Raw genomic sequence first — 22565 nt, forward strand, 5'->3', positions numbered from 1 at the left:
ATCGCGGTTCGATAACAATTAGTGCCTGAATACCACGTTTTTCTGCTGCGCTTTCATGTCGCGCAGCGCTCTCTCCGCTTCGGTGGTTTTAATAAGCCACAGGCGAGTGAACCCTTGCAAATTGCCATAGGTATAGTTGAAGTTTTCCGTATTCAGCGCCTGGCTGACGGTGAGCAGCCGCTCGCCTTCGCGGCGACGGGTCTTGTGAAACGCCACAAAAATACCTTCATCATGCAGCCGCGCCAGCACTTCACGGGCAGACATATCCGCGCTCAGATCGTTATCCGCCACCTGAAAGAAAAACACCACCACCTTCACCATGCCAAAAGAGGCGGACTCCAGGCTCTGGTAAAGCAAATTGGTGGCGTAGAGCGGGTCGCCGCTCAGCGCGTTATGTATGCGATCAATAATGACATCAGCTCGGCTTCGGCTCATCTTCGCTTCCTTTTTTATTCATTGTAATCGCAGCCGGCCGCATTCGGTGAGGGTTAATCACGTCGACTGTGTTTTTCAGGGGCAAGAGAAAGTAAAGCACTGAACGTAAAGCGCGCGCTTTAAGACATTTGGCTGATTTGACAGAGAAAAGCTAAACCCAGGCTGATTTGCGCAAGGCGTGAGAAGCGACGAAAGCATGAAAACGCGCCCGCAGGGGGCGCATGCTCATCAGGCCATGTCGCGACAGAGTTTGGCGCAACGCAGGCAGGCGTCGGCGCACTTCTGGCAGTGATCCATCGGGTGCTGACGGCAGGTTTTGCCGCATTCTTCACAAATCTCGGCACACAGTTGGCAAACTGATTTCGCCCAGGTGCTTCCCATCGCCATAAACTGCGCCGCCAGGCGGCAGAGGTTGGCGCACTGCATATCCAGACGGATGCAGTCGCGCATCATGCCCGGGTCTTCTTCTTTCAGGCAGGATGCGGCGCAATAGTCGCAGGCCGCGGCGCAGTCGTAACAGGCTTCGATACATTCCGCATATTGTAAGGACATACATTTCTCCTGTTGTGATTGAACACGCCCTTAAGCCTGGACGCCAGGAGGAAGATATGCCAGCGCAGCCGACGTTTATAGCGAAGGGATATAACGCAGACGAGGCAATAACAAGAAGCCCCGCGCGACGCAGGGCCTGAAGGAAGCGGCGTACATCAGGGGATTTTCAGTGTATCCATATCGATGACGAAGCGATATTTCACATCGCTGTTCTCCAAACGAACCCACGCTTCGTTAATATCCTGGATGCGGATCATCTCTACCTCCGCCGTAATGCCGTGTTCGCCGCAGAAGTCGAGCAGCTCCTGGGTTTCCGCAATGCCGCCGATGGCGGAGCCCGCCAGCGCCCTTCGCCCCATGATCATCGCCACCGTATTGGCGGTGGGGTTGATGTTGCCTAACTGACCGACAAAGACCAGCGTGCCGTCTACTTGCAGCGTCATGATATAGGGGTTGATGTCATGCTCATAAGGCACGGTGTCGATGATGAGTTCAAACGCTCCCCATACCGACTCCATCTGCCCCGGGACAGTGGAAATTACCACGTTGTGCGCGCCGAGGCGGCGGGCGTCATCTGCTTTCCCGGGCGAACGGGTAAACAGCGTCACCTCTGCGCCCAGCGCGCGGGCAAGCTTTATCGCCATATGTCCCAGGCCGCCAAGCCCTATCACCGCGACTTTACTGCCCTCGCCCACGTTCCAGTGCCGCAGCGGCGACCAGGTGGTAATGCCCGCGCATAATAGCGGCGCGGCCGACTTCAGATTCATCCCGGGAGGGATCTTCAGCACAAACGCTTCAGAGGCGACGATACACTGAGAGTAGCCGCCATAGGTCGGCTGATGATCATGCCTGTCGAAACCGTTATAGGTCTGAGTGCAACCCTTTACGCAGTATTGCTCAAGCCCCTTCTTGCAGGGCTCGCAGTCGCGGCAGGCGTCGACCATGCAGCCGATAGCGGCATACTCACCCACTTTGAACTTAGATACTTCGCTGCCCACCGCTCTGACGCGGCCGATAATTTCATGTCCGGGCACGAGGGGATAGTGGCTGAATCCCCAGTCGTTGCGCGCCTGGTGCAAATCCGAATGGCAAACGCCGCAGTAGAGTATCTCCAGCACCACATCATCAGGGCGCGGATCGCGACGGGTGATTTCAAGCGGTCCGAGCGGACTTTTTGCAGTCCGGACAGCATAGCTGAGCACTTTCTTAGTCATGGCCTTCTCCTCCAGGAAACGAGACGATGATTAATTTTTCCACTGCTCATTTCTTATACTGCTCAGCACTGACCTTTTCCATTCATTCTACGGGGCTGCCGTTTACTTTTTCTGCGATAGCGATATGCGTCATGGCGGCTTCGGGCGTCGCGTCGCCTGCCCGGGCACCCGGAATGGCGAGTCTATGCGCACCTGGCCGGTAAACCATTCTTCAGGTCCGCGTATGGAAGGTTGTGAACCGCTGTGGGTAATTTTCATTTTCTGCTGCTTAAAAGCGCTTAAACCCTCTTCTACCCTAACAAAGCCGGGCCTGCGGAATTAGGCCGATAACTTCGCATGGTCTTATGAACCAGTTTTATAAATGGGAGGGGCTTGAGGGGCGCAGGCGGCTCAGGCGCTGGGCCTTACTCTTTCAGGATATATGCACGGGCGGTGAACTGTTCCGTTCGCCAGAATGTTGTTTTCATATGTACCCTTCTTTCACGCGAACGTGCCAAGGGCTTCGCTGCCGCGTGGGTTTCCCTCTCACCCCTTTGGGCAGAGGGCCGGGGTGAGGGGCGCAGGCGGCTCAGGTGTTAAGTTTCCTGGGACGGGTTGGCGTTTTCTGAGATGAATATACGTGGGCGGTGAAGGGTTCCGTTCGCCAGAGCGTTGTCTTTATATATCGTCTCCCCTCACGCGAACGTGCCAGGGGGCTTCGCCGCCAGCCCCCTAGCGACCCCGGCTCCCGGCACGCAAAATCGACCCCTTCGGGGCAAACCTTCCGGTCTGTCATCTGGCTTCGGGTCGGTCCTGACGGTGCATCCCTGCACCGACATGACCTCACGCCGGGTCCGACCGGCGTGCCCCGGCCATCTGCCCGCCCGGAAGGCGATTTTGAGGCCGGATAAATACCGCCGCTGACAGGCTGATGAAAAAAGTCATAGTGTTGTCGCTATAAGGCAGGATGCGTTTTGGTGGTTCATTGGTGAACAAATGCGGCGCCACTCGCGGGGTTTCCTCCCTCGGGGGCGAGGGCCGGGGTATGGGGAAATGACGGCATGGCCGTATCACATTGCAGGGCAAGTGGCGCTTTGCTGACTGGCCCTGCAAACTCCCCGCATAGCCGTTAAAGCGAAACAATTCCTGCAACAGAATCAAACGCTGAAGCGGAGGCAAGTCCGGCCTCAAAATCGCCTCAGCTTTTTCACGGTGGCCGGGGCGCACCGGTCGGACCCGGTGCGAGGGCATGTCGGCACAGGGACGTGCCGTCATGCCCGACCCGAAGCCAGCGGGGAAAAGATGAGGTTTCCCGCTTCAGCGGGCGATTTTGCGCGCCGGGAGCCGGGATTGTTAAGGGGGCGGCGGCGAGCCCCCTTAACACGTTCGCGTGAGAGGAGGTGACATATAAAGACAACGCTCTGGCGAACGTAACCCTACCGCCGGCGCATATCTCCTGAGAGAGTAAGGCTCAGGGCCTGAGCCGCCTACCCCCCTCACCCCAAAAGGGACGAGGGAGAAAACCCGCGTACCCTTTCACTCACCTCACCTGCACCCTGCAGGCAACTCAATCCGCTTTCGGGAAATCCACCACCGTGTCGTTCACGCGGTTAATCATATTGGTGAACAAAATCGCGCTGATGGCGCTGATAATTTCCACCACCTGCTGATCGGTAAACCCTTCGGCGCGCAGGGCGTCCACGTCTGCGGCGGGCAGCGTGCCGCGGGTCGTGACCACGGTGCGGGCGAAGCGGGTCAGCGCGTCGAAATGGCTGTCTTCAGCGTAGTCAGCCGCCCGCAGCGCTTTAATCTGTTCAGGCGTAAAGCCCGCTTTTTTCGCCATCAGGGTATGCGCCGCCAGGCAATAATCACAGCCGGTAGCTTCGCTTACCGAAAGGTTAATCGCCTCCAGCTCTTTCGCGCTCAGCGCCCCTTTGCGCAGCGCGGCGTTGTGCTGCAACGCCTGGGAAAGCACTTCCGGCGAGTTAGCGCCGATAGTCACATAGGCATTCGGCACTTTGCCCATGGCGGATTTAATGGCGCCGAAAAGCTGCGCGGTTTTGCCAGTGGCCTGTTCCGGGTTGATGGATTGTAAACGGCTCATGATATGCTCCTGTTAAGTTGTTGGTTTCCGCCCTGTTGGCGATGGCTGTAGATTACCCCTGCCGCCCGCGCACTTCTGCCGCCCATCGTCTTAGCTTTTTGTCTTATCGTCTCAGGAAGGATTATGGATACGCTCAGTCAGCTTATTGCCTTGCTTGCGCCGCACGGCGCCGTGGACCAGCACTGCCGCTTCGCCGGGCACTGGGAAGCCGACCACCCGCAAACGCCCGCAGGGGTTATGCCCTGGCACGCTATCCTTGCAGGTGAAGCGCTACTGGAGACGAAGGGTCAAACCATCAGGGTTAAAGCAGGCGATGTCTTACTGCTGCCCCACGGTTCGCCGCATTTACTCAGCAGCCTGGCGCGGCAAGGCGCGCTTGCGACAAAAACCCGGCGGCACAACGGCACGCTTACCGAAGTGATGACCGAAGGCGAAGGCGGCGAGCTAGAACTGCTCTGCGGCGAATTTCATTTTGGGGTAAACGGCGCGCTGCTTTTTGATGGCGCAGACGGCGTAGTGCGGGTGGAAACCGCAGCGCGCGACGACTGCGGTTCGCTGCGCGCCCTGCTGGCGATGCTGGGTGAAGAGAGTCTCAGCGGCAAGCCGGGCGCCGCCGCCATTGTGCGCGAGCTCACCGCCACCTTTTTGACGCTGCTGCTGCGCGCCCTGCTTCACGAGAACGCGCCCGGCATGCTGGCGCTGCTGGCGGACAAACGCCTCGCCCCGGCGGTAGCGGCCGTGTTCAGCGAGCCCGCCGCGCCATGGACGCTGGAAGGGCTGGCGGAGCGCTGTTTTCTCTCCCGCGCCACCTTTGCCCGCCACTTCGCCAGCCGTTACGCTGTCACGCCGCAAGTCTGGCTGACGCAGGTGCGCATGGCGCTGGCGGCCCGTCTGCTCGCAAACGGCGACATGGCGGTAGGCCGCGTGGCGGAAGCCTGCGGCTACCAGACCCAGGCGGCCTTTACGCGGGCGTTTAAAAGCTGCTACGCCGTTACGCCCGGCCAGTTCCGCCTGCGGGAAGAGGCGGCGTAACGCATTTACCCCTCTTGCGCCGCCTCTTGCACAGTACACTCGTCAGAACGTTGCCTGGCTATTTCATCGCCTTTCACGGGAAGGTAACCCTGCATTGCGACAGCATAGTGAACCCACGCGCCGCTACTTACTTTCTGCCCCTTCTTCCGCCATGACCTTTTCCATCACTTTGCTCAGCGAATCCCGCGTAACGCCGTGGCGCGGGTGATCGAGTCGGATGTTGAACCGCTGTTGCAGACTATCGTAAAGCGTGTCGTTATCTTTCAGTTCCTGCTGGCGCGGTGGCTTCTCGTGCGCCGTTTCGCGTCGGTTCACCAGCGTCAGGCGACAGGTGTCGAGGGGATGCAGCGCCGCCAGCAGGTGATGGCGAAAATGGGAATCCGGCCAGTGGGCGATGAAGTGGTTAGCCATCAGATAATCCGCCGGATACTGCTTTTCCAGGTCGAACCGGTAGAGCGGCTGAAAGTGATCGTGCTGGCGCAGCAGCAGTAAAAATTCGTTCTGCTTCTTTTCCAGCCGGTAGAGCCCCTGCGCGCTGGCCTGCTCCGCGCCGTCTTTAAGGGGAAGCGGCACGCTTAAGGTCAGGCCGCCGAAACCGACGTCGGCTATCCACGTCGCCTCTTCAAGCTTCACCATCACCAGCCGGTGGGTGCGCGGCGGCATCTCATCAGGTTTCGCCACCAGCACCCGCGCCGCGAGGTTTTGCGTTTCAAAGCCAATTTCATTCAGCGCGCGGGTAAAAAGCGCATTGTGCTCAAAACAGTACCCGCCCCGCCCGGCGGTCACCAGTTTTTCAAAAATGCTGTCGTCATCAAGCAGGATCTCACGCCCCAGCAGCACATCCAGATTTTCAAAAGCGATAGCCGCGATATGGCGGCGGTGCAGCGACTGTAACGTCGAGAAATCAACGCGCGCCTCGCGGTTAAAACCAATGCGAGCCAGGTAGTGTTCAAGCGTAAAAGCCATAGCCATTTTCCTTCCAGAGGTTTCCCCTCTTTATATAGCCTTTTTCGCACCAGGGCGGATGTCGGATTGTGCCGCACGCCCCTAATCATTGCAAAAGCAATAGTCACTATAGAAAAGAATTAGCCGCCATGAAGTTTTCTTTAATGATCAAATAACAAGCCTTTATTCCCGTCTCGCTTGTTAAAACTTAAAAAATAAACTAGCGGAGTTTAACTCGCATTTATTTACAGCAAACGAAACGGCAACCAAATAATTAAAAATCGCCCACGATGATGATGGCGAAAAATTAATCTTTGCGCCGCGAAATCCTATTTATATTGCTGGTAAACGTTTCACGATTCGCTTAACCAGGACAAATCTTAAAATCGAATAATCTTATATTTACCCGGCCTGTGCGAAATTCTCTGCTAAGCTTCTAAAGCTAAAGCAATTTGCAAATATGGCTTTTACATTATCGTAACGTGACTACCGACTCATATAACTATTTATTCCGGAAGAGGTAAATTATGGCGACATCCTACGAAGAGAATTATCACGACTGGCTACGCGACGCTCACGCCATGGAAGAACAGGCGGAAAAGATGCTGCAGGCCCAGGCTTCTCGTCTTGAGCACTATCCGGATCTGAAAGCGCGTATCGAACAGCACATTGAAGAGACCCGCCAGCAGCAACAGCTTCTGGACTCGGTTTTCGATAACCTCAACATCTCTCGTTCCGTGTTGAAAGACACCGTGAGCAAAGTCACCGCCATGGGTCAGGCAATGGGCGGCATGTTCGCTTCTGACGAAGTGGTGAAAGGCGCTATCAGCGGCTACGTTTTTGAGCAGTTCGAAATCGCCTGCTACACCTCGCTGATTGCGGCAGCCAAAGCGGCTGGCGATGAACACGGCGCGAAAATTTTCGAGCAGATCCGCGAGCAAGAGATCGCCATGGCGAAATGGTGTATCGACCATCTGCCTGACGTAACCCAGCAATATTTGACGCGCTCCGCCGAGCCTGGCGTAGAAGCTAAAAAATAAAGTGAATCTCAATTAACCTGCCAGCAATGGCAGGTTCTTTTCATAAATTGTGAGCAGGAGAAATTTATGTTCCGTCATGTTAAGCAACTGCAATATACGGTTCGCGTAGCCGAACCGAATCCGGGTCTGGCGAATTTACTGCTGGAGCAATTTGGCGGTCCGCAGGGAGAATTAGCTGCCGCGTGCCGTTATTTCACCCAGGGTTTGGGTGATGAAGATCCGGCGCGCAAAGAGATGCTGATGGATATTGCTACCGAAGAATTAAGCCACCTGGAAATAATCGGTTCGCTGGTCGGCATGCTGAATAAAGGCGCAAAAGGCGATCTCGCCGAAGGCGTTGAACAAGAAGCGGAACTGTATCGTTCTCTCACCGGTCATGGCAACGACAGCCACACGACCGCCCTGCTCTATGGCGGCGGCCCGGCGCTCACTAACTCCGCAGGCGTGCCGTGGACCGCGGCCTATATCGACACCATCGGAGAAATCACCGCTGACCTGCGTTCTAATATCGCCGCCGAAGCGCGGGCGAAAATCATTTATGAACGTCTGATTAACGTCACTGACGATCCGGGTGTGAAAGATGCGCTGGGCTTCCTGATGACCCGCGAAGTGGCGCACCAGATCTCCTTTGAAAAAGCGCTTTACTCCATTCGTAATAACTTCCCGCCGGGCAAACTGCCGCCGGTGGAACAGTACGCGAACGTTTACTACAACATGTCGAAAGGCGACGACCTGCGCGGCAGCTGGAACAGCGACGAAAACTTCGAGTACGTGGCTGACCCGCAACCGGCAGTGGACGGCGGCGACGGTCTGGCGGATATTCAGTTGCCGTCCGACCAGCAGGCGACCGTGCTGGCGATGGCGCAGCGCACGCAGTCTAATCCGGATATCGACCCGGTGACCGGCGCCGAAATGGGCGCGTCAGTGCCGCCGGTTGAACGCCCGTCTAAGGGCAAACCGGGCAAGAAATAAGCCCCACCTGAAAAAAAGCCCTGCCTTCCGGCAGGGCTTTTTGCATTAATATTTACCGGAAAAGTTAGCGCTGATGCGCTGGTGCAGGTAGTCCTTTGCAGTGATGGGCGGGTGCTTCCTGGCCGGTCCCTCAATCACCACATCCTCATTAGCCTGACAGAAAAAGGCGAGGCTGTAACGATCTCCCACGCATTCCCCTGGCAGTGGGCTGCGCACGCGGTGAAAGTTGGAAGGAAGCTGGTCGTCGCTCCAGCGCATTAACATATCGCCAATATTGCAGGTGATGAGTTCATCATGCGGCTCAATGCTCGTCCACTCCTGCTCCTCCATCTCTTTACCCGGGCAAACCTGCAACCCGCTCTGACCTTCGCGCTGGAAAAGCAGCGTCAGACAGTCAAAATCGGTATGCGCGCCTGCGCGCCACGGCCCGTGCGCTTCGCCTTTAAGCGCAAAGTAGTGCAGCATGCGAAGCGTGCTCTGGTAAGACGGCTGCGCCGGGTCGTGCGCGTTGGTGAAAAAGTCATCGTCAAAGCCGAGCGTCCAGGCGAAGCAGGAGAGGATCTGCATGCCCACCCGCCAGCACTGCTGCTCAAAGCCCAGCATCGCATCGCGAAAGCCCGGCAGCTCCGCCTCCTGCGGCCATAGCCCCGCCATCCGCGGCCGGGTTATCTGATACGACTCTTTTTCATCCGGCGTACCGGTGGAGGGCCGGATTTGCGCGCGTTTCTCCCATCCCGCGTTGCGGTTAAGCGGGTACTGCGCTTTAACGTCATCCGGCAGCGCGAAAAACTGTTCTGCACGGCTGAAGGCATCCGTAATCACCGAAGGCGCGATGCCGTGGCCGGAAACCTGAAAGAAGCCGATCTCTACCGCGGCGTCCCAGAGCGCCCCGGCAATATCCTCTTTACGGTTGGCGAAGTCAGAAATATCAATGATGCGCACCTCCCGGCTGGTCTCTGTGCCGGTCGCGCCCATGCGGGATTCTTTCGTGAGTTCGTGCAGGGAAAATGCTGCGTTTGCGATGGTCATGGTTCACCCTTTTGTGTGCTGATAAACGGGTGGCCCGACAACAGCGGCGGGCCACGTCACTGGCGCAGGCGCGTAAGGCGCCTGTCCCATGAGCAATGACCCGCCATCGGTAAAGAATGGCTGAACGCTTCTACTCGCTTTCTCCTAAGCAATCACCGTACCAGAATCAGAAACCGCGCAGAATAAAGCGCAGGCGGCGAAGAGAGTGTGGCGGCGCCACGCCGGGATGTGCCGCTTTCGGGCAAAAAATTTACATTTGCTTCACAATTGTGCATCACGCGCCACCGTTTCATTTGGTCGTGACGCCTGCGCCCGGGCGGCAGACCACGCCGTCAGGCCTGCAACGCACAGAGCAGCGGGCTGGCACAGCCTTTGCAAAACCCACGGCAGAGTATAAGCGGTTAGCGCGCTGGCTTCGGCCTCGCGTGGGACATTGCTCTACAGCGCAACGCTGTTCCTCGTCAGGGGACGACGCCGTACACCGCGTCGGGAGAACCGCTCACCCCCTGATGGCAGACCAAACTGACGCTTAACCGGGGGTTTTATGGCATCTCGCACCGCTTTTACCGCGCTTTTCTCCACCCTGCTGCTCTGCGGCGCCGCGCATGGCGCCGATAAACTCATTCTGCAAACCACCTGGGTGGCGCAGGCCGAACAGGGCGGCTACTACCAGGCCGTGGCAGAAGGCATCTATAAAAAATATGGTCTCGATGTGGAAGTCCGCTCCGGCGGCCCGCAGCTTAACAACATGACGCTGCTGCTGGCGAAGCGGGCGGATGTAATAGTGAGCTACGACCTGCAGGTGCTGAAAGGCATTGAGCAGAACTTTCCGCTGAAAGCCATCGCCGCGCCGTTCCAGTTCGACCCGCAGGGGATATTGACCCACGGCAACGTCGCCGATCTCGCCGGGCTGAAAGGCAAAACGGTGCTGGTCTCGGCCAGCGGTCAGGCGTCATGGTGGCCCTGGCTGAAGGCGAAATACCAGCTCAGCGACAGCCAGGTTCGCCCTTATACCTTCAACATGCAGCCTTTCCTCGCCGACAACAACACGGCGCAGCAGGCCTACGCTACCTCTGAAGTGCAGCAGGCGAAACAGGCGCAGCCCGACAGCCGTTTCTTCCTCTTTGCCGAGCACGGCTACCCCGCCTACGGCGGCATTCTGGTGACGCGCAACGATCTGCTGGCGGAAAAACCGGACGTGCTGAAACGGTTTGTCGACGCCTCTATGGAGGGCTGGCAGCGCTATCTGGCTGACCCAACGGCGGGCAACAAACTCATCAAACAGGAGAACCCGCAGATGAGCGACGCGGTGCTCGCCTTCGGCGTGGCGCAGCTTAAGGCGCTGCACCTGATTGACGGCGGCGACGCGGCGCAAAAAGGGCTCGGCGTGATGACCGACCCGCGCTGGAAAGCGACGCGTGATTTTATGGTCAGCGCCGGGTTGCTTAACCCCGCCACGGATTATAAAGCCGCCTTCACCACGCAGTTCTACCCTAAAGCGGCCATGTAAGAGCCGCCGTTATCCTGGAGCGCACTATGAGTACTGTACTGTCGTTTGACGCCGTTCCCCCGGCGCAGGAAAGCCAGCAGCCGCGCTTTTTAATGGCGCGCGGCGTGGAGAAAGTCTACCCCAACGGCACGCTGGCCCTGCAGCGGCTGAACCTGGATATCGCGCGCGGCGAGATAGTTTCGCTGCTCGGCCCCTCCGGCTGCGGCAAAAGCACCCTGCTGAAAATGTTCGCCACGCTGGAGCGCCCGACGGCGGGCCAGGTGCGCTGGAACGGCAAAGCGGAAATGGCGGCGGAGTGCCGCATGGCGATGGTCTTTCAGGAGGCGACGCTGATGCCCTGGGCCACCGTGGAGGAAAATGTCCGCCTGCCGCTCACCCTGCGCGGCGTGAGTAAAAAAGCGAGCGCGCCGCAGGTGATGCAGGCGCTGCTGGCGGTAGGGCTGGAGAACTTTCTTCACGCCATGCCGCGCGAGCTCTCCGGCGGCATGCAGATGCGCGTGTCGCTGGCCCGGGCGCTGGTGACCGAGCCCGACCTGCTGCTGATGGACGAACCCTTCGGCGCGCTGGATGAGTTCACCCGCCACAAGCTCGACAGCGATATCCGCAGGCTGTGGGCGAAGCGCGGGCTGACGGTGGTGTTTGTCACCCACAGCATCTATGAGGCGGTCTATCTCTCCTCGCGGGTGATTGTAATGGGCGCGCGTCCCGGGCGTGTGGTGGCGGATGTCGCCATCGACGGTCCGCAGGCGCGGGATAACGGCTTTCGCACCTCGGATGCGTTTATCCGCCAGTGCGCCACCCTTTCAACCCTGCTCGAAAAAGCGAGCGCAGGAGGCGACCATGCGTAAACCGCTGATGACCTACCCGCAGGCGCAGCGCGCGGTCTGGCCGCTGGTATCCGCGCTTGCCCTGCTGCTGCTCTGGGAGCTGCTGTTCCGCCAGTTCGCGGTGCCGGTTTACCTGGCGCCGAAGCCGAGCGATATTCTCTCCACGCTTATCAGCCAGCGCGACGCGCTGTTTGGCAGCCTGCTCACCACGCTGAAAGTCACCGTGCTCGCATTTTTAATGGCGATAGCCATTGGCACGCTAATCGCGTTTCTCTTTGTGCAAAGCCGGTTGATTGAGTCCTGCCTGATGCCGTGGGCCATTCTGTTTCAGGTTACGCCGGTGGTGGCCATCGCCCCGCTGGTGATCATCTGGATCCACAATACCACGCTTGCGCTGGTGGTGTGCGCGATGCTGGTGGCGGTGTTTCCGGTGCTGACTAACACCACCCTCGGCCTGCGCAGCGTAAACCCGGGGCTGCTGAATCTCTTTCATATTAACCAGGCTTCCGGCTGGCAGATCCTGCTGCGCCTGCGCCTGCCCAACGCCCTGCCGTACTTTTTCAGCGGGCTGCGTATTTCAAGCGGCCTGGCGCTGATTGGCGCGGTGGTGGCGGAGTTTGTCGCCGGGACCGGCGGCAGCGGCGCGGGCCTCGCGTGGCAAATTTTGCAGGCGGGCTTTCAGCTCAACCTGCCGCTGATGTTCGCCGCCCTGTTCCTCATCACCTGCAGCGGGCTGGCGCTCTTTTGCCTGATGTCGTTGCTAAGCCACTTTTTTTTACGCCGCTGGCACGACAGCGCGCTGGCATAAGGAGATCCCATGAGCGCTATTCTTATCAAAAACTGCGCGGCGATGCTGACCGGCGCGCGCCATGCCCCCCGCAGCCCGGCGCGGGATATTCGCATCCGCGACGGCGTGATTCTGGAAATGGGCGAACTGACGCCGCAGGCTAACGAGCGGGTCATCGACGCCCGCGATTGCGTGGCCTACCCGGCATGGGTGAATACCCATCATCATCTGTTCCAGTCGCTGCTTAAAGGCGAGCCGCAGGGGCTGAACCAGAGCCTTTCCGCGTGGCTTGCCGCCACGCCCTACCGCTTTCGCGGCGCGTTTGACGAGCAGACGTTTCGCATCGCCGCGCGCATTGGGCTGGTGGAGCTGCTGCGCTCCGGCTGCGGCACGGTGGCGGATCACCACTACCTTTACTGGCCGGACATGCCGTTCGACGGCGCGGCCGTGCTCTTTGAAGAGGCGGACGCGCTCGGCATGCGCTTTGTGCTGTGCCGGGGCGGCGCCACGCAGACGCGCGGGCTGGAGAGCGACTTGCCCACCGCACTGCGCCCGGAAAAATTCGACGCCTGGATGGCGGACGTCGAGCGGCTGACGGCGAAATACCATCAGCCGGGCACGCAGGCCTTTCGCCAGGTGGTGATGGCGCCGACCACCACCCTGCACTCCACCACGCCGCAGGAGCTGCGCGAAAGCGCCCGGCTTGCGCGAAGCCTCGGCATTCGGCTGCACAGCCACCTGAGCGAAACGGTGGATTACCTGGACGCCGCCCGGGCGAAATTCGGCATGACTCCGCTGCAGTTCTGCGCTGAGCTGGAGTGGACCGGCGAGGATGTCTGGTTCGCGCATCTGGTGAAGCTGTTGCCCGAAGAGATCCGCCTGCTTGGCGAGACGGGCAGCGGCATCGCCCACTGCCCGCAGAGCAACGGGCGGCTAGGCAGCGGCATCGCCGATCTCGTGGCGCTGGAGGCGGCGGGCGTGAAGGTGTCGATTGGCGTGGATGGCGCCGCCTCCAACGAGGCGGCGGATATGCAGAGCGAAACTCACGCCGCCTGGCTTTTACAGCGGGCGCGCAAAGGGATGCTGGCGAAGCCGCGTTACGAGGGCGGCGAATTTGAAGGCGGCGGCGATGCGGCGACTATTGAGGATGTGGTGCGCTGGGGCACCGCAGGCGGCGCGCAGGTGCTCGGCTTAACCGGCACGGGCACCCTCGCCCCCGGCCAGGCGGCGGATATCGCGCTCTACCGGCTCGACGACCCGCGCTACTTCGGCTTGCACGACATCGCCATCGGCCCGGTGGCCTGCGGCGGCCGGGCGTATTTAAAAGCGCTGCTGGTGGGCGGTCGCGTGGCGGTGGAAGAGGACCGCATTCCGGGTCTCGACCTCGCGGCGCTGGGCCGCCAGGCGCAGGAGGCGGTGTTTACGCTGCAACGCCGCGCCGGGGTGCGCGGTTAAGGCAGGGCCGCGCCCGGGCTATTTGAGGCCGAGCCGCTTCGCCAGCCGGTGCAGGTTCGCCACATCCACCGCCAGCGCCCGGGCGCTGGCGGCCCAGTTGTGATGATGGCGCAGGAGCGTTTCGCTAATCAGCTTGCGCTGGAAGTCCTCGGTGGCGGCGCGCAGGTTTGCCGCGTCTACCGGCGCATCGGGCTGCCGGGCGACCGGCGGCGCGTCAGCGTCAGCCGCGGACGCAAGGGCGAAATGGCGCGCTTCCAGCACCACATCCGGCTCCGCCTGGGTCGCGCGGGCGAGGATCACGGCGCGGTGAATCGCATGCTCCAGCTCGCGCACGTTGCCCGGCCAGCCGTAGGCGCGCAGCGGCGCCAGCGTGCCGGGGCTTAACACCACGCGGGAGAGTCCCAGGCGCGCGCGACATTGTTCGCAGAAAAAGCCCGCCAGCAGCACGCTGTCTTCGCCCCGCTCGCGCAGCGGCGGCACCACCAGCGGAAAAACGCTCAGACGATGGTATAAGTCGGCGCGAAAACGCCCCGCCAGCACCTCGGCTTTGAGATCGCGGTTAGTGGCGGCGAGCACCCGCACATTGACCCGCAGACTGCGGTCGTCGCCCACGCGCTGAATATCGCCATACTGCAACACGCGCAGCAGTTTTGCCTGTAACGGCAGCGAAAGCTCGCCAATCTCATCAAGAAACAGCGTGCCGTTGTCCGCCATTTCAAACTTGCCGCTGCGGTTGCTGATAGCGCCGGTAAACGCCCCTTTCACATGGCCGAACAGCTCGCTTTCGGCCACCGTCTCCGGCAGCGCAGCGCAGTTGAGGTAGACCAGCGGATTCGCGGCGCGCGGCGAGCCTTCATGAATGGCGCGGGCCACCAGCTCTTTACCGGTGCCGGTTTCGCCGCTTATCAGCACGTTTAAATCGGAGGGCGCGACAATGGCTATCGCCTGCTTAAGCTCCCGCATCGGCGGCGATTCGCCAATGATTTCGCCCGCCGGGCCGTCGGCGGCGGCCGACCGCAGCGGGGCGACAAGCGGGTTCTGGCGTTCAAGCTGCTCAATCAGCAGCGCGTTGTTCAGCGCGCCCGCCGCCAGCACCGCCAGCAGCCGCAGCTCTTCATCGCTGAAATTATCGAACTGGCAAGGGTCCATGCCGTCAAGCGTCAGCGCGCCGATAAGCGTCTGCCCGGCGAACAGGGGCAGACCGACGCAGGCGTGTACTTTGAGCTGCTCATGGCCCGGGATCAGGCCGTCGTACGGGTCCGGAAGCTGGCTGTCCGCCGGAAAACGCACGATGTCGCCTGCGCGGGCTATCGCTTCGAGACGCGGATGTTCGTTAATGGCGAAGCGCCGTCCGGGCACATCCGGCGAGAGGCCGTCCGTCGCCAGCGGGCGAAACGCCCCTTGTTCGTAGCGCAGCAGCGCCGAGGCGTCACAACGCAGCACCTGGCGAAGCGTAGTGATAAGCCGCTGAAAGCGATCCTGATGGCTGATGCCGCGTTGCAGCGCAATGGCGATGGTGGCGAGAAGGTTGACCGACAGGCTCATTCAGGCGCTCCTTTGTGGCCAGGCAGACCACAAAGGATGCCACAGCGGCAGGCGGGTGAATAGTCAAAAGGACAGCGATAACCCTGCTGAATGACTAAAACACCCTCTTTCGCATTACATGCTGTAGCCCGGTTTTTTAGCGAGCTTATCGAGGTTCGGCGCAATCTCCTTGTCCCAAACCTGCGCTTTCCAGTCGTCCGGCTGCACCTCTTCCAGCGCCACCGAAACGGAGCTTTCTTTGCTTTGCAGATGCTTAACGATAACGTCGCTCAGTTCGGCGGCGAGCGCCTGCTGCGCTTCTTCCGATAACCCGCGCGGGAAAAATTTGACGTCGACATGCGGCATGGTCTGCTCCTTAACTGACAAAATGGGCTTACAGCCTGCGTTATCCCGCCTTGCTTTACAAGAGCTTATTAGCTTTCAGCACCGCCGTCAGCTCCACGTGTCCGCACACGGCATCCGCCATGGCGTTAAGCTTCGGCGCGTTTGCGGCAAACCACTCGCGGCCCGGGCCCCAGCAGCGCAGCACCGGCCAGTACGCGTCAAGCAGGGTTATCTCTTCGCCGAAAGCATAAGGCCCCTCGCCCATCTCCTGCTCAAGCCACTGGTAGAGCGTTTTGCGCTGGCGTTGCGCGCTTGCCTTGAGCACTTCGGGCTGCGAATCGACCCAGCGTTCCGGGTAGTCGGCCAGGGTAAAGGTGGGATAGACATTCGCCACCAGCCAGACCAGCAGCCGCCAGAACCTGTCGCGCGCAGGCGTACCAGGGCGCGGGGCGAACTGCGGGTGTTTGTCGAGCAGCATCAGCGCGATGGCAGCGCTTTCAGTCATCACGCCGCCCTCGTCCAGCAGCAGCGTCGGCACCTGGCAGAGCGGGTTCAGCGCAATCAGCAGCTCCTGTTGCGGGCCGGGCTTATCAAAGCCCTCGACGTTGATGAAATCATAAGGTTCACGGGTCATTGCCAGCATGATTTCGCTGATAGCCGACCCCCAGCCGGGCACACCGTAGAGCGTAAGCATCGTCACCTCCTGGGTTTGAGATAAGTGTAGAAGCTGCGCGCCGGGACGGGTAATGCGCGTGTCCCCGATACGCTTAAGGTTTTCCTAATTTTGCTCTGTCACCCTGTGCGCCTAATTGGTTATCAGGCCCGCTTTATGTCTCTGCTGAATGAAAAAAGACCGACGCTCGGTCGGCTCGCGTTTCTGGCGATTTTTTCGCTCTACATTTCGCTCTTTCTGAACCTCGCTTATTACCGCCAGGTGCTGAAAGCCATGCCCGTGACCTCGCTTCACGAGGCGCTGGTTTTCCTCTCCATGCCGGTGGTCGCCTTCAGCGTCATTTTTATCGTGGCGACGCTCGCCTCGTTCTTCTGGCTCACCCGGCTGGTTATCGCGGTATTTATTCTCGTTTCAGCGGCGGTACAGTATTTCATGCTGAACTACGGGATCATCATGGATCGCAATATGATTGCGAATATCCTCGATACCACCGCATCGGAAAGCTTCGCTCTGCTCACGCCGCAACTGGTCGTTACGCTGCTGTTTAGCGGCCTGGCGGCGGTTGCGGCGATGTTCTGGATCCGCATCCGTCCCGCCGCCTCGCGCTGGAAGGATGTGTTGTGGCGCCTCGTGAGCGTGCTGGGCTGCTGCGCGGCGATAGTCATCGTGGCGCTGCTTTTCTATAAAGATTACGCCTCGTTGTTTCGTAATAACCGCGAGCTGGTGAAAACCCTCAGCCCTTCCAGCAGCATTGCGGCGAGCTGGTCTTACTATTCGCATCACCGCCAGGCGAACCTGCCGCTGGTGCGCATCGGCGAAGATGCGAAGCTGCTTGCTAACCGGCAGACCGGCAAGCCGAGCCTCACGATTTTGATCGTCGGCGAGACCTCGCGCGCGGACAATTTTTCGCTTGAGGGGTACGGGCGGCAGACCAACCCGAAGCTTGCGAAGGACGATGTTTTCTGGTTCCCGCATACCACCTCCTGCGGCACCGCGACGGCGGTCTCCGTGCCCTGCATGTTCTCTAATATGCCGCGCTCGCATTACGACGAGGGGCTGGCAAGCCATCAGGAGGGGCTGCTGGATATCCTGCAGCGGGCGGGCCTGCAGGTGCTGTGGAATGAAAATGACGGCGGCTGCAAAGGCGCCTGCGACCGGGTGCCGCATCAGGACATGACGGCGCTGAACCTGCCGGGCATGTGTCAGGAAGGCGAATGCTACGATGAGGTGCTGTTCCACGGGCTTGATGACTATATCCGCAACCTCAAAGGCAACGGGATCATCGTGCTGCACACTATCGGCAGCCACGGCCCGACCTATTACCATCGTTATCCGCCGCGCTTTAAGGTCTTCACCCTGACCTGCGATACCAATGAGATCCAGACCTGTAGCCAGGCGCAACTGGTGAACACCTATGACAACACGTTGTTATATGTGGACTATATTGTCGATAAGGCGATTGGCGTGCTGAAGGCGCATCAGGATAACTTCACCACCAGCCTGATTTATCTCTCCGATCATGGCGAATCGCTGGGGGAAAACGGCGAATATCTGCACGGACTGCCTTACGCTATTGCCCCGGAGCAACAAAAACATGTGCCGATGCTGTTATGGTTATCGCCAGATTATCAGCAGCGGTTCGGTGTGGAGGCGAGCTGTCTGAGCCATCTCGCAGCATCGAACGCCTTTTCGCAGGATAATCTCTTTTCCACCGTGCTCGGCATGACCGGCACACAGACCCGTGAATATAAGCCGGGCGATGATATTCTGGCAGCGTGTCGGAGCAAAGCGTAATGAAGATACTGGTTGTGGAAGATGACGCCCTGCTGCTTGAAGGGCTGATGCTGGCGCTGGCGGGCGAAGGCTACGTGTGTGACGGTGTCACGTCGGTGAAAGCGGCCCAGGCGCATCTGGCCTGCGGCATTTATAGCCTGATTGTGCTGGACCTTGGCCTGCCGGATGAAGACGGGCTGCAATTACTCACACGGCTGCGCCGCGAGAAAAGCATGCAGCCTGTGCTCATCCTTACCGCCCGCGATACGGTAAGCGAGCGTATCGCCGGGCTTGATGCGGGCGCGGACGACTATCTGGTTAAACCTTTCGCGCTGGATGAGCTGCTGGCGCGCATTCGCGCCATTATCCGCCGTCATGTTAACCAGGGAGACAGCCTGCTGGAGGTGGGCGAACTGGCGCTGGATATGACGCATCGCCAGATCCGTCTGGCGGGCGAGCCACTGGAGCTGACGCCAAAAGAGTACGCTATTCTCTCGCGCCTGATGCTCAAGGCGGGCCACCCGGTGCACCGGGAAATCCTTTATCAGGATATTTATAACTGGGAGTCGGAACCCTCCACCAACACGCTGGAAGTGCATATTCATAACCTGCGCGACAAAATCGGCAAGTCCGCCATTCGCACCGTTCGCGGTTTTGGCTATACCCTGGTTAAAGCGGACGGCGCTCCGGAATGACGCTGCGTGAACGCCTTCGCCGCAACAGCAACAGCCTGAGCTTCCGCCTGCTGTTAGCTATCGGCCTTATCCTCTTCGTCTGTCAGGCCATCAGCGTGCTGTGGCTGTGGCATGAAAGCAAAGAACAGATCCACCTGCTGGTGGACGCCGCCGTACGCGGCGACAACAACCACCGGCATATTGAGCGCGAGATCCGCGAAGCGATAGCGAGCCTCGCGGTGCCGAGTTTAGTGATTATCGGGCTGGCGCTGGTGCTCTGCCTGCAGGCCGTTAAATGGATAACCCGGCCACTGCGTAAACTGCAGGACCATCTTGAAAACCGCACCGAAGATAACCTTGAGCCGATTCAGTATCTCAGCTCGGTGCAGGAGATAGACGCCGTCACGCTCGCCATCAACCAACTGCTTTCCCGTCTGACCACAAGCCTTGAGCGCGAGCGGCTGTTCACCGCCGACGTGGCCCATGAGCTGCGCACGCCGCTGGCCGGGCTGCGCCTGCATCTCGAACTGCTGGAGCGCAACAACCATGTGCAGGTGCAGCCGCTGATTGCGCGGCTCGACCAGATGACCCGAAGCGTAGTGCAGCTGCTGCAACTGGCTCGCGCCGGGCAGTCGTTCACCTCCGGCAACTATCAGGATGTCTCGCTGACGGAAGATGTGGTGCTGGCGACGGAAAGCGAGCTGCGCACGATGCTCGCGCAGCGCGATCAGACGCTTCGTCTGCGGCTCTCGCCGCAGGCGCGCGTGCGCGGCGACACGACGCTCTTGCAGGTGCTGCTGCGAAACCTGGTGGAAAACGCGCATCGCTACAGTCCGCAAGGCAGCGTGATTACCGTAAGCGTGGCGGCGACGCCCGTGGCTTCGCTCATTGTGGAAGATGAAGGCGCCGGGGTGGATGAAAGCAAGGTCGGCGAGCTGAGCAAAGCCTTTGTGCGCATGGACCGCCGTTACGGCGGCATCGGGCTGGGGCTGAATATCGTCAGCCGCATCGTTCAGCTACACAAGGGCGAATTCCTGCTTGAAAACCGCGCGCCCGAGCGCGGAAGCCGCGCCACGGCGCGCTTTCCGGCGAACAGCTAGCCCGGATTAAGAGGCGGCGCGCTGTTCCGTCAGGCTTTTTAAAAACGCCTCGCTTTCAGCGGGCGAGCGCAGATGCACAAAGCGGATATGCGACCAGGCCGGGTTCTGCATATCCGCAAGGTAGCGCACCCGGTTGCTGCGCCAGGTTTTCAGCGTCCAGAGCAGAATGGAGTCGCGGCTGAAAAAGCTCTGGCGAAAGCTCTCCCGGTTGCCGGTGCCGGGCCAGAGTTCGGTTTTACGCCAGGCGCGGGTGGCGGCGCGGCGCACTGCCTGCCAGAAGGTGCGGGTAAAACCGTAATCAAGCCAGACTACGCACTCCACCTCGCGCCATTTCACCGGTCTGGTTCGGTTATAGTTGCCGTCCAGCACCCACCCCTGCGGCTGCGCAGCCAGTTGTTGCCGAATTTTTTCCATAAACACCTCATCCGGCGTCCCTTGCCAGTTGGCGCGCCAGTAAAGTGCATCAAGCTGGATATAAGGCAAATTAAGCTGCTGCGCCAGACGGCGGGCGAAGGTGCTTTTGCCGCTGCCGCTGGTGCCGACCACATTAATTTTCATCTCCTCCGCCCTCTTTTTGCTGTTTTTAAACGCTCCGCGAGCCGCTATGTTATTGAGGTTGTCAGAAAAATACAGTTTTTGATGAACCCACTACCTTTTTTGACAGGGAGCCGGCATGTTTTCAGGTCTTAGCGCTTTTCCTTTAACGCCGATGCGGGGCGACGCCCCCGATTCACACAGGTTTATCCGGCTGGTTGAACGGCTGGCTGACGCCGGGGTGCAGAGTATCAGCGCGCTCGGCTCAACGGGCAATTACGCTTATCTGACGCTGGAGGAGCGGCTGCGGATGACTCGAATCGCGGTTGACCATGCCGCTGGCGTACCGGTAATGGTGAGCGTGGGCGCTGTTCGCACCCGCGACGTGCTGACGCTTGCCGAAGGCGCGCAGCGCGCCAGGGTTCGCGCCCTGCTGCTCGCCCCCGTGTCTTATCAGCCGCTGACGGAGGATGAAGTTTTCAGTCTTTATCAAACGGTGGCGCAACATTGCGACGTGCCGCTATGTATTTATGACAACGCCGCGACCACCCATTTCACCTTCACCGATGCGCTGTACCAGCGGCTGGCGCAGTTGCCTGCGGTTTGCTCCATTAAGCTTCCCGGTTCACCGCTGCCGCACCGGCGGGCCGCGAGCGCGTGGAGAAGCTTCGCGCCCTGCTGCCTTCACGTATAAAACTTGGCGTCAGCGGCGATATGTTTGCGCAGGCGGGCTTACGCGCCGGTTGCGATGTCTGGTATTCGGTGGTGGGCGGGCTTTATCCCCGTTTAGCGCTGCGTCTTCTACGCGGCGCGCGAGAAGACGGGCAGCAGGACGCCGACTTTTTATCAGACCTCGAGCCGCTGTGGACGCTCTTCAGACGTCACGGCAGCCTGCGCGTGATGGCGGCGCTGGCGGTATTCTCTGGCCTGCTCGACGAACCGCCGCTGCCTGCGCCGCTAAAAATGTTGCCCGCGCAAGAACAACAACAGATCCGCGCGTTGCTGCCCGTCCTGGAAGCCTGGGAAGCGGCGTAAGCTTTCCCGGCACCCCCCGGCGGGGCGCGCGTGGTTTGACCTGCCTTTTCATCCGCTGGTTCCTCGCACCCCGGCCTTTCCCAAAGGGGCGAGGGAGAAAACCCGCGAGCACGGTAAGGCCAGAGCGCAACGGGCGCCGCGCTTGCGTTGAAAAACGCCGCACCGCGCGCCCCTAATACGCAATTCCCGGCGGGTTCACTACCGACGCCGCTACCCCTTCCTCTTGTTCGCCCCAGCGGGCCAGCACCTGTTGATAAGCGCCGCTGTGAATGGCGCCGTTTATACCCTCCTGCAGCGCATAAACTAACCCGTTGCCCTTTTTGGTCGTGGTGGCGACATACGCCTTCAGCGGCCCTTTGCCCACAAGCCGCGTTTTCCCGGTGAGCGCGGCTTTGTACGCCCCCACCGAATGCGGGCCGAATATCGCGTCCGCGCGCCCCGATTGCAGGTAGAGGTTGCCGGAAGCATCGTCGGTCAGGTAAATCGGCTGCACCGGCTTGAGTCCGTTCGCCCGGTTTTCTTTATCCCACTTCAGCAGAATTTTCTCCTGATTGGTGCCCGACCCCACAATGACCCTTTTGCCCGCCACGTCCGGCGGCGTGTTGATTGACTGGATCTCACTGATCGATTTCACCGAAAAGCCGAGCGTATCCACCCGGTAGGTGGCGAAATCAAACTTCATTTTCCGCTGTTCGGTCACGGCGATGTTCACCAGCGCCACGTCATATTTGCCGGCGCTAATGCCGAGCGGCCAGTCCTCCCAGGCGGTCGGCACCAGTTTCACCTTCAGACCGAGGCTGTCGGCCAGCAGCTGCGCGATATCCGGGTCGCTGCCGATGCGCGTGCGATTATCGCTCGCCAGCGGCGGCGAGTTGAGCGCGGAGATAGCCACCGTCAGCGTACCCGGTTCAACAAAGCGGTAGCCCGACGGGATCTTCGCGATGGCCGCCGGGTTGGCGGGCGTGTGGATCGGCGTTTCATTCGCTTTCAGGTCGATGCCCGCCGCCATGGCGAACGGGCCTGCGC

Annotated in this window: 21 protein-coding genes and 1 pseudogene; 11 read left to right on the plus strand and 11 right to left on the minus strand. The window is 60.0% G+C overall.

Annotation, left to right across the window (positions count from 1 at the left end):
- Positions 1-18 precede the first annotated feature (18 nt).
- The 4 genes from IEX01_RS06760 to IEX01_RS06775 form a co-directional block, all read right to left on the minus strand.
- The gene (locus IEX01_RS06760; RefSeq protein ID WP_024555651.1) at positions 19-435 is read right to left on the minus strand and encodes a hypothetical protein; all 417 of its coding nucleotides are present in this window, start codon (positions 433-435) and stop codon (positions 19-21) included.
- Positions 436-663: 228 nt separating this feature from the next.
- Positions 664-987: a four-helix bundle copper-binding protein gene (locus tag IEX01_RS06765; protein ID WP_024555652.1), complete on the minus strand. Its 324-nt coding sequence runs from the start codon at positions 985-987 to the stop codon at positions 664-666.
- A gap of 155 nt (positions 988-1142) precedes the next feature.
- Positions 1143-2201, minus strand: coding sequence for an NAD(P)-dependent alcohol dehydrogenase (locus tag IEX01_RS06770; protein ID WP_188723512.1), 1059 nt, complete (start codon positions 2199-2201; stop codon positions 1143-1145).
- Between the two features lie 1546 nt (positions 2202-3747).
- Entirely contained in the window at positions 3748-4284 is a 537-nt protein-coding gene (locus IEX01_RS06775) for a carboxymuconolactone decarboxylase family protein (RefSeq protein WP_048888847.1), read from the minus strand.
- Positions 4285-4407: 123 nt separating this feature from the next.
- On the opposite strand from IEX01_RS06775, the gene IEX01_RS06780 reads away from it, so the two are divergent.
- Positions 4408-5316 carry an AraC family transcriptional regulator gene (locus IEX01_RS06780; protein ID WP_188723513.1) on the plus strand — a complete coding sequence of 303 codons (909 nt, stop codon included), beginning with the start codon at positions 4408-4410 and terminating at the stop codon, positions 5314-5316.
- A gap of 123 nt (positions 5317-5439) precedes the next feature.
- Here the strand turns inward: IEX01_RS06780 and IEX01_RS06785 are convergent, their stop codons facing one another.
- Positions 5440-6282, minus strand: coding sequence for an arylamine N-acetyltransferase family protein (locus tag IEX01_RS06785; RefSeq protein ID WP_188723514.1), 843 nt, complete (start codon positions 6280-6282; stop codon positions 5440-5442).
- Positions 6283-6788: 506 nt separating this feature from the next.
- Here IEX01_RS06785 and IEX01_RS06790 point away from each other — a divergent pair.
- Positions 6789-7301 (plus strand): ferritin-like domain-containing protein, encoded by a 513-nt coding sequence (locus IEX01_RS06790; protein WP_024557614.1) that lies wholly within the window; start codon positions 6789-6791, stop codon positions 7299-7301.
- A gap of 66 nt (positions 7302-7367) precedes the next feature.
- Positions 7368-8273: a manganese catalase family protein gene (locus IEX01_RS06795; RefSeq protein ID WP_024557613.1), complete on the plus strand. Its 906-nt coding sequence runs from the start codon at positions 7368-7370 to the stop codon at positions 8271-8273.
- Between the two features lie 45 nt (positions 8274-8318).
- On the opposite strand, the gene IEX01_RS06800 is transcribed toward IEX01_RS06795, so the two are convergent.
- Positions 8319-9302: an isopenicillin N synthase family dioxygenase gene (locus IEX01_RS06800; RefSeq protein ID WP_188723515.1), complete on the minus strand. Its 984-nt coding sequence runs from the start codon at positions 9300-9302 to the stop codon at positions 8319-8321.
- Positions 9303-9846: 544 nt separating this feature from the next.
- On the opposite strand from IEX01_RS06800, the gene IEX01_RS06805 reads away from it, so the two are divergent.
- From IEX01_RS06805 to IEX01_RS06820, 4 genes are read left to right on the plus strand one after another with little or no spacing between them, the layout of a single operon-like run.
- Entirely contained in the window at positions 9847-10812 is a 966-nt protein-coding gene (locus IEX01_RS06805; RefSeq protein WP_024557611.1) for an ABC transporter substrate-binding protein, read from the plus strand.
- A 26-nt stretch (positions 10813-10838) separates the two neighbouring features.
- Positions 10839-11660: an ABC transporter ATP-binding protein gene (locus IEX01_RS06810; RefSeq protein WP_024557610.1), complete on the plus strand. Its 822-nt coding sequence runs from the start codon at positions 10839-10841 to the stop codon at positions 11658-11660.
- Positions 11653-12447 (plus strand): ABC transporter permease, encoded by a 795-nt coding sequence (locus IEX01_RS06815; protein ID WP_188723516.1) that lies wholly within the window; start codon positions 11653-11655, stop codon positions 12445-12447. The genes IEX01_RS06810 and IEX01_RS06815 overlap by 8 nt, the downstream gene beginning before the upstream one ends.
- 9 nt (positions 12448-12456) lie before the next feature.
- Positions 12457-13881, plus strand: coding sequence for an amidohydrolase family protein (locus tag IEX01_RS06820; protein ID WP_188723517.1), 1425 nt, complete (start codon positions 12457-12459; stop codon positions 13879-13881).
- An 18-nt stretch (positions 13882-13899) separates the two neighbouring features.
- On the opposite strand, the gene norR is transcribed toward IEX01_RS06820, so the two are convergent.
- The 3 genes from norR to IEX01_RS06835 all read right to left on the minus strand — a co-directional run bounded on the left by norR (position 13900) and on the right by IEX01_RS06835 (position 16444).
- Positions 13900-15426, minus strand: a complete 1527-nt coding sequence (gene norR, locus IEX01_RS06825) for a nitric oxide reductase transcriptional regulator NorR (RefSeq protein ID WP_188723518.1) — start codon at positions 15424-15426, stop codon at positions 13900-13902.
- Between the two features lie 114 nt (positions 15427-15540).
- Positions 15541-15771: a tautomerase PptA gene (gene pptA / locus IEX01_RS06830; protein WP_024557606.1), complete on the minus strand. Its 231-nt coding sequence runs from the start codon at positions 15769-15771 to the stop codon at positions 15541-15543.
- A 55-nt stretch (positions 15772-15826) separates the two neighbouring features.
- On the minus strand, positions 15827-16444 hold the full coding sequence (locus tag IEX01_RS06835; protein ID WP_024557605.1) for a glutathione S-transferase family protein: 618 nt from the start codon (positions 16442-16444) through the stop codon (positions 15827-15829).
- A gap of 135 nt (positions 16445-16579) precedes the next feature.
- Here IEX01_RS06835 and eptA point away from each other — a divergent pair, with 135 nt between their 5' ends.
- The 3 genes from eptA to pmrB are packed head-to-tail and all read left to right on the plus strand — an operon-like array spanning position 16580 to position 19970.
- Positions 16580-18217 carry a phosphoethanolamine transferase EptA gene (gene eptA / locus IEX01_RS06840; protein ID WP_188723519.1) on the plus strand — a complete coding sequence of 546 codons (1638 nt, stop codon included), beginning with the start codon at positions 16580-16582 and terminating at the stop codon, positions 18215-18217.
- Positions 18217-18891, plus strand: coding sequence for a two-component system response regulator PmrA (pmrA, locus tag IEX01_RS06845; RefSeq protein WP_024557603.1), 675 nt, complete (start codon positions 18217-18219; stop codon positions 18889-18891). Before eptA ends, pmrA begins: the two co-directional genes overlap by 1 nt.
- Positions 18888-19970 (plus strand): two-component system sensor histidine kinase PmrB, encoded by a 1083-nt coding sequence (gene pmrB / locus IEX01_RS06850; RefSeq protein WP_029697071.1) that lies wholly within the window; start codon positions 18888-18890, stop codon positions 19968-19970. The genes pmrA and pmrB overlap by 4 nt, the downstream gene beginning before the upstream one ends.
- A gap of 6 nt (positions 19971-19976) precedes the next feature.
- Here pmrB and IEX01_RS06855 read toward each other — a convergent pair whose 3' ends face one another.
- Entirely contained in the window at positions 19977-20528 is a 552-nt protein-coding gene (locus IEX01_RS06855) for a shikimate kinase (protein WP_024561693.1), read from the minus strand.
- A gap of 115 nt (positions 20529-20643) precedes the next feature.
- Between IEX01_RS06855 and IEX01_RS21805 the strand changes: the two are divergent.
- A pseudogene (locus IEX01_RS21805) lies at positions 20644-21539 on the plus strand (dihydrodipicolinate synthase family protein).
- Positions 21540-21711: 172 nt separating this feature from the next.
- Here IEX01_RS21805 and IEX01_RS06865 read toward each other — a convergent pair.
- Positions 21712-22548 carry a transporter substrate-binding domain-containing protein gene (locus IEX01_RS06865; RefSeq protein WP_229701834.1) on the minus strand — a complete coding sequence of 279 codons (837 nt, stop codon included), beginning with the start codon at positions 22546-22548 and terminating at the stop codon, positions 21712-21714.
- Positions 22549-22565 lie beyond the last annotated feature (17 nt).

Origin of the sequence: Franconibacter daqui (genome assembly GCF_014644275.1) — a bacterium.
GTDB classification, from domain to species: domain Bacteria; phylum Pseudomonadota; class Gammaproteobacteria; order Enterobacterales; family Enterobacteriaceae; genus Franconibacter; species Franconibacter pulveris.

What these genes read in the sequence shown, in the direction of transcription:
- IEX01_RS06780 (WP_188723513.1), top strand. Translation starts at nt 4,408, where the DNA reads ATGGATACGCTCAGTCAGCTTATTGCCTTGCTTGCGCCGCACGGCGCC.
- IEX01_RS06800 (WP_188723515.1), bottom strand. Translation starts at nt 9,302, where the DNA reads ATGACCATCGCAAACGCAGCATTTTCCCTGCACGAACTCACGAAAGAA.
- norR (WP_188723518.1), bottom strand. Translation starts at nt 15,426, where the DNA reads ATGAGCCTGTCGGTCAACCTTCTCGCCACCATCGCCATTGCGCTGCAA.
- IEX01_RS06815 (WP_188723516.1), top strand. Translation starts at nt 11,653, where the DNA reads ATGCGTAAACCGCTGATGACCTACCCGCAGGCGCAGCGCGCGGTCTGG.
- pmrA (WP_024557603.1), top strand. Translation starts at nt 18,217, where the DNA reads ATGAAGATACTGGTTGTGGAAGATGACGCCCTGCTGCTTGAAGGGCTG.
- IEX01_RS06760 (WP_024555651.1), bottom strand. Translation starts at nt 435, where the DNA reads ATGAGCCGAAGCCGAGCTGATGTCATTATTGATCGCATACATAACGCG.
- IEX01_RS06790 (WP_024557614.1), top strand. Translation starts at nt 6,789, where the DNA reads ATGGCGACATCCTACGAAGAGAATTATCACGACTGGCTACGCGACGCT.
- pptA (WP_024557606.1), bottom strand. Translation starts at nt 15,771, where the DNA reads ATGCCGCATGTCGACGTCAAATTTTTCCCGCGCGGGTTATCGGAAGAA.
- IEX01_RS06775 (WP_048888847.1), bottom strand. Translation starts at nt 4,284, where the DNA reads ATGAGCCGTTTACAATCCATCAACCCGGAACAGGCCACTGGCAAAACC.
- pmrB (WP_029697071.1), top strand. Translation starts at nt 18,888, where the DNA reads ATGACGCTGCGTGAACGCCTTCGCCGCAACAGCAACAGCCTGAGCTTC.
- IEX01_RS06785 (WP_188723514.1), bottom strand. Translation starts at nt 6,282, where the DNA reads ATGGCTTTTACGCTTGAACACTACCTGGCTCGCATTGGTTTTAACCGC.
- IEX01_RS06810 (WP_024557610.1), top strand. Translation starts at nt 10,839, where the DNA reads ATGAGTACTGTACTGTCGTTTGACGCCGTTCCCCCGGCGCAGGAAAGC.
- IEX01_RS06835 (WP_024557605.1), bottom strand. Translation starts at nt 16,444, where the DNA reads ATGCTTACGCTCTACGGTGTGCCCGGCTGGGGGTCGGCTATCAGCGAA.
- IEX01_RS06855 (WP_024561693.1), bottom strand. Translation starts at nt 20,528, where the DNA reads ATGAAAATTAATGTGGTCGGCACCAGCGGCAGCGGCAAAAGCACCTTC.
- IEX01_RS06865 (WP_229701834.1), bottom strand. Translation starts at nt 22,548, where the DNA reads ATGGCGGCGGGCATCGACCTGAAAGCGAATGAAACGCCGATCCACACG.
- eptA (WP_188723519.1), top strand. Translation starts at nt 16,580, where the DNA reads ATGTCTCTGCTGAATGAAAAAAGACCGACGCTCGGTCGGCTCGCGTTT.
- IEX01_RS06820 (WP_188723517.1), top strand. Translation starts at nt 12,457, where the DNA reads ATGAGCGCTATTCTTATCAAAAACTGCGCGGCGATGCTGACCGGCGCG.
- IEX01_RS06765 (WP_024555652.1), bottom strand. Translation starts at nt 987, where the DNA reads ATGTCCTTACAATATGCGGAATGTATCGAAGCCTGTTACGACTGCGCC.
- IEX01_RS06770 (WP_188723512.1), bottom strand. Translation starts at nt 2,201, where the DNA reads ATGACTAAGAAAGTGCTCAGCTATGCTGTCCGGACTGCAAAAAGTCCG.
- IEX01_RS06805 (WP_024557611.1), top strand. Translation starts at nt 9,847, where the DNA reads ATGGCATCTCGCACCGCTTTTACCGCGCTTTTCTCCACCCTGCTGCTC.
- IEX01_RS06795 (WP_024557613.1), top strand. Translation starts at nt 7,368, where the DNA reads ATGTTCCGTCATGTTAAGCAACTGCAATATACGGTTCGCGTAGCCGAA.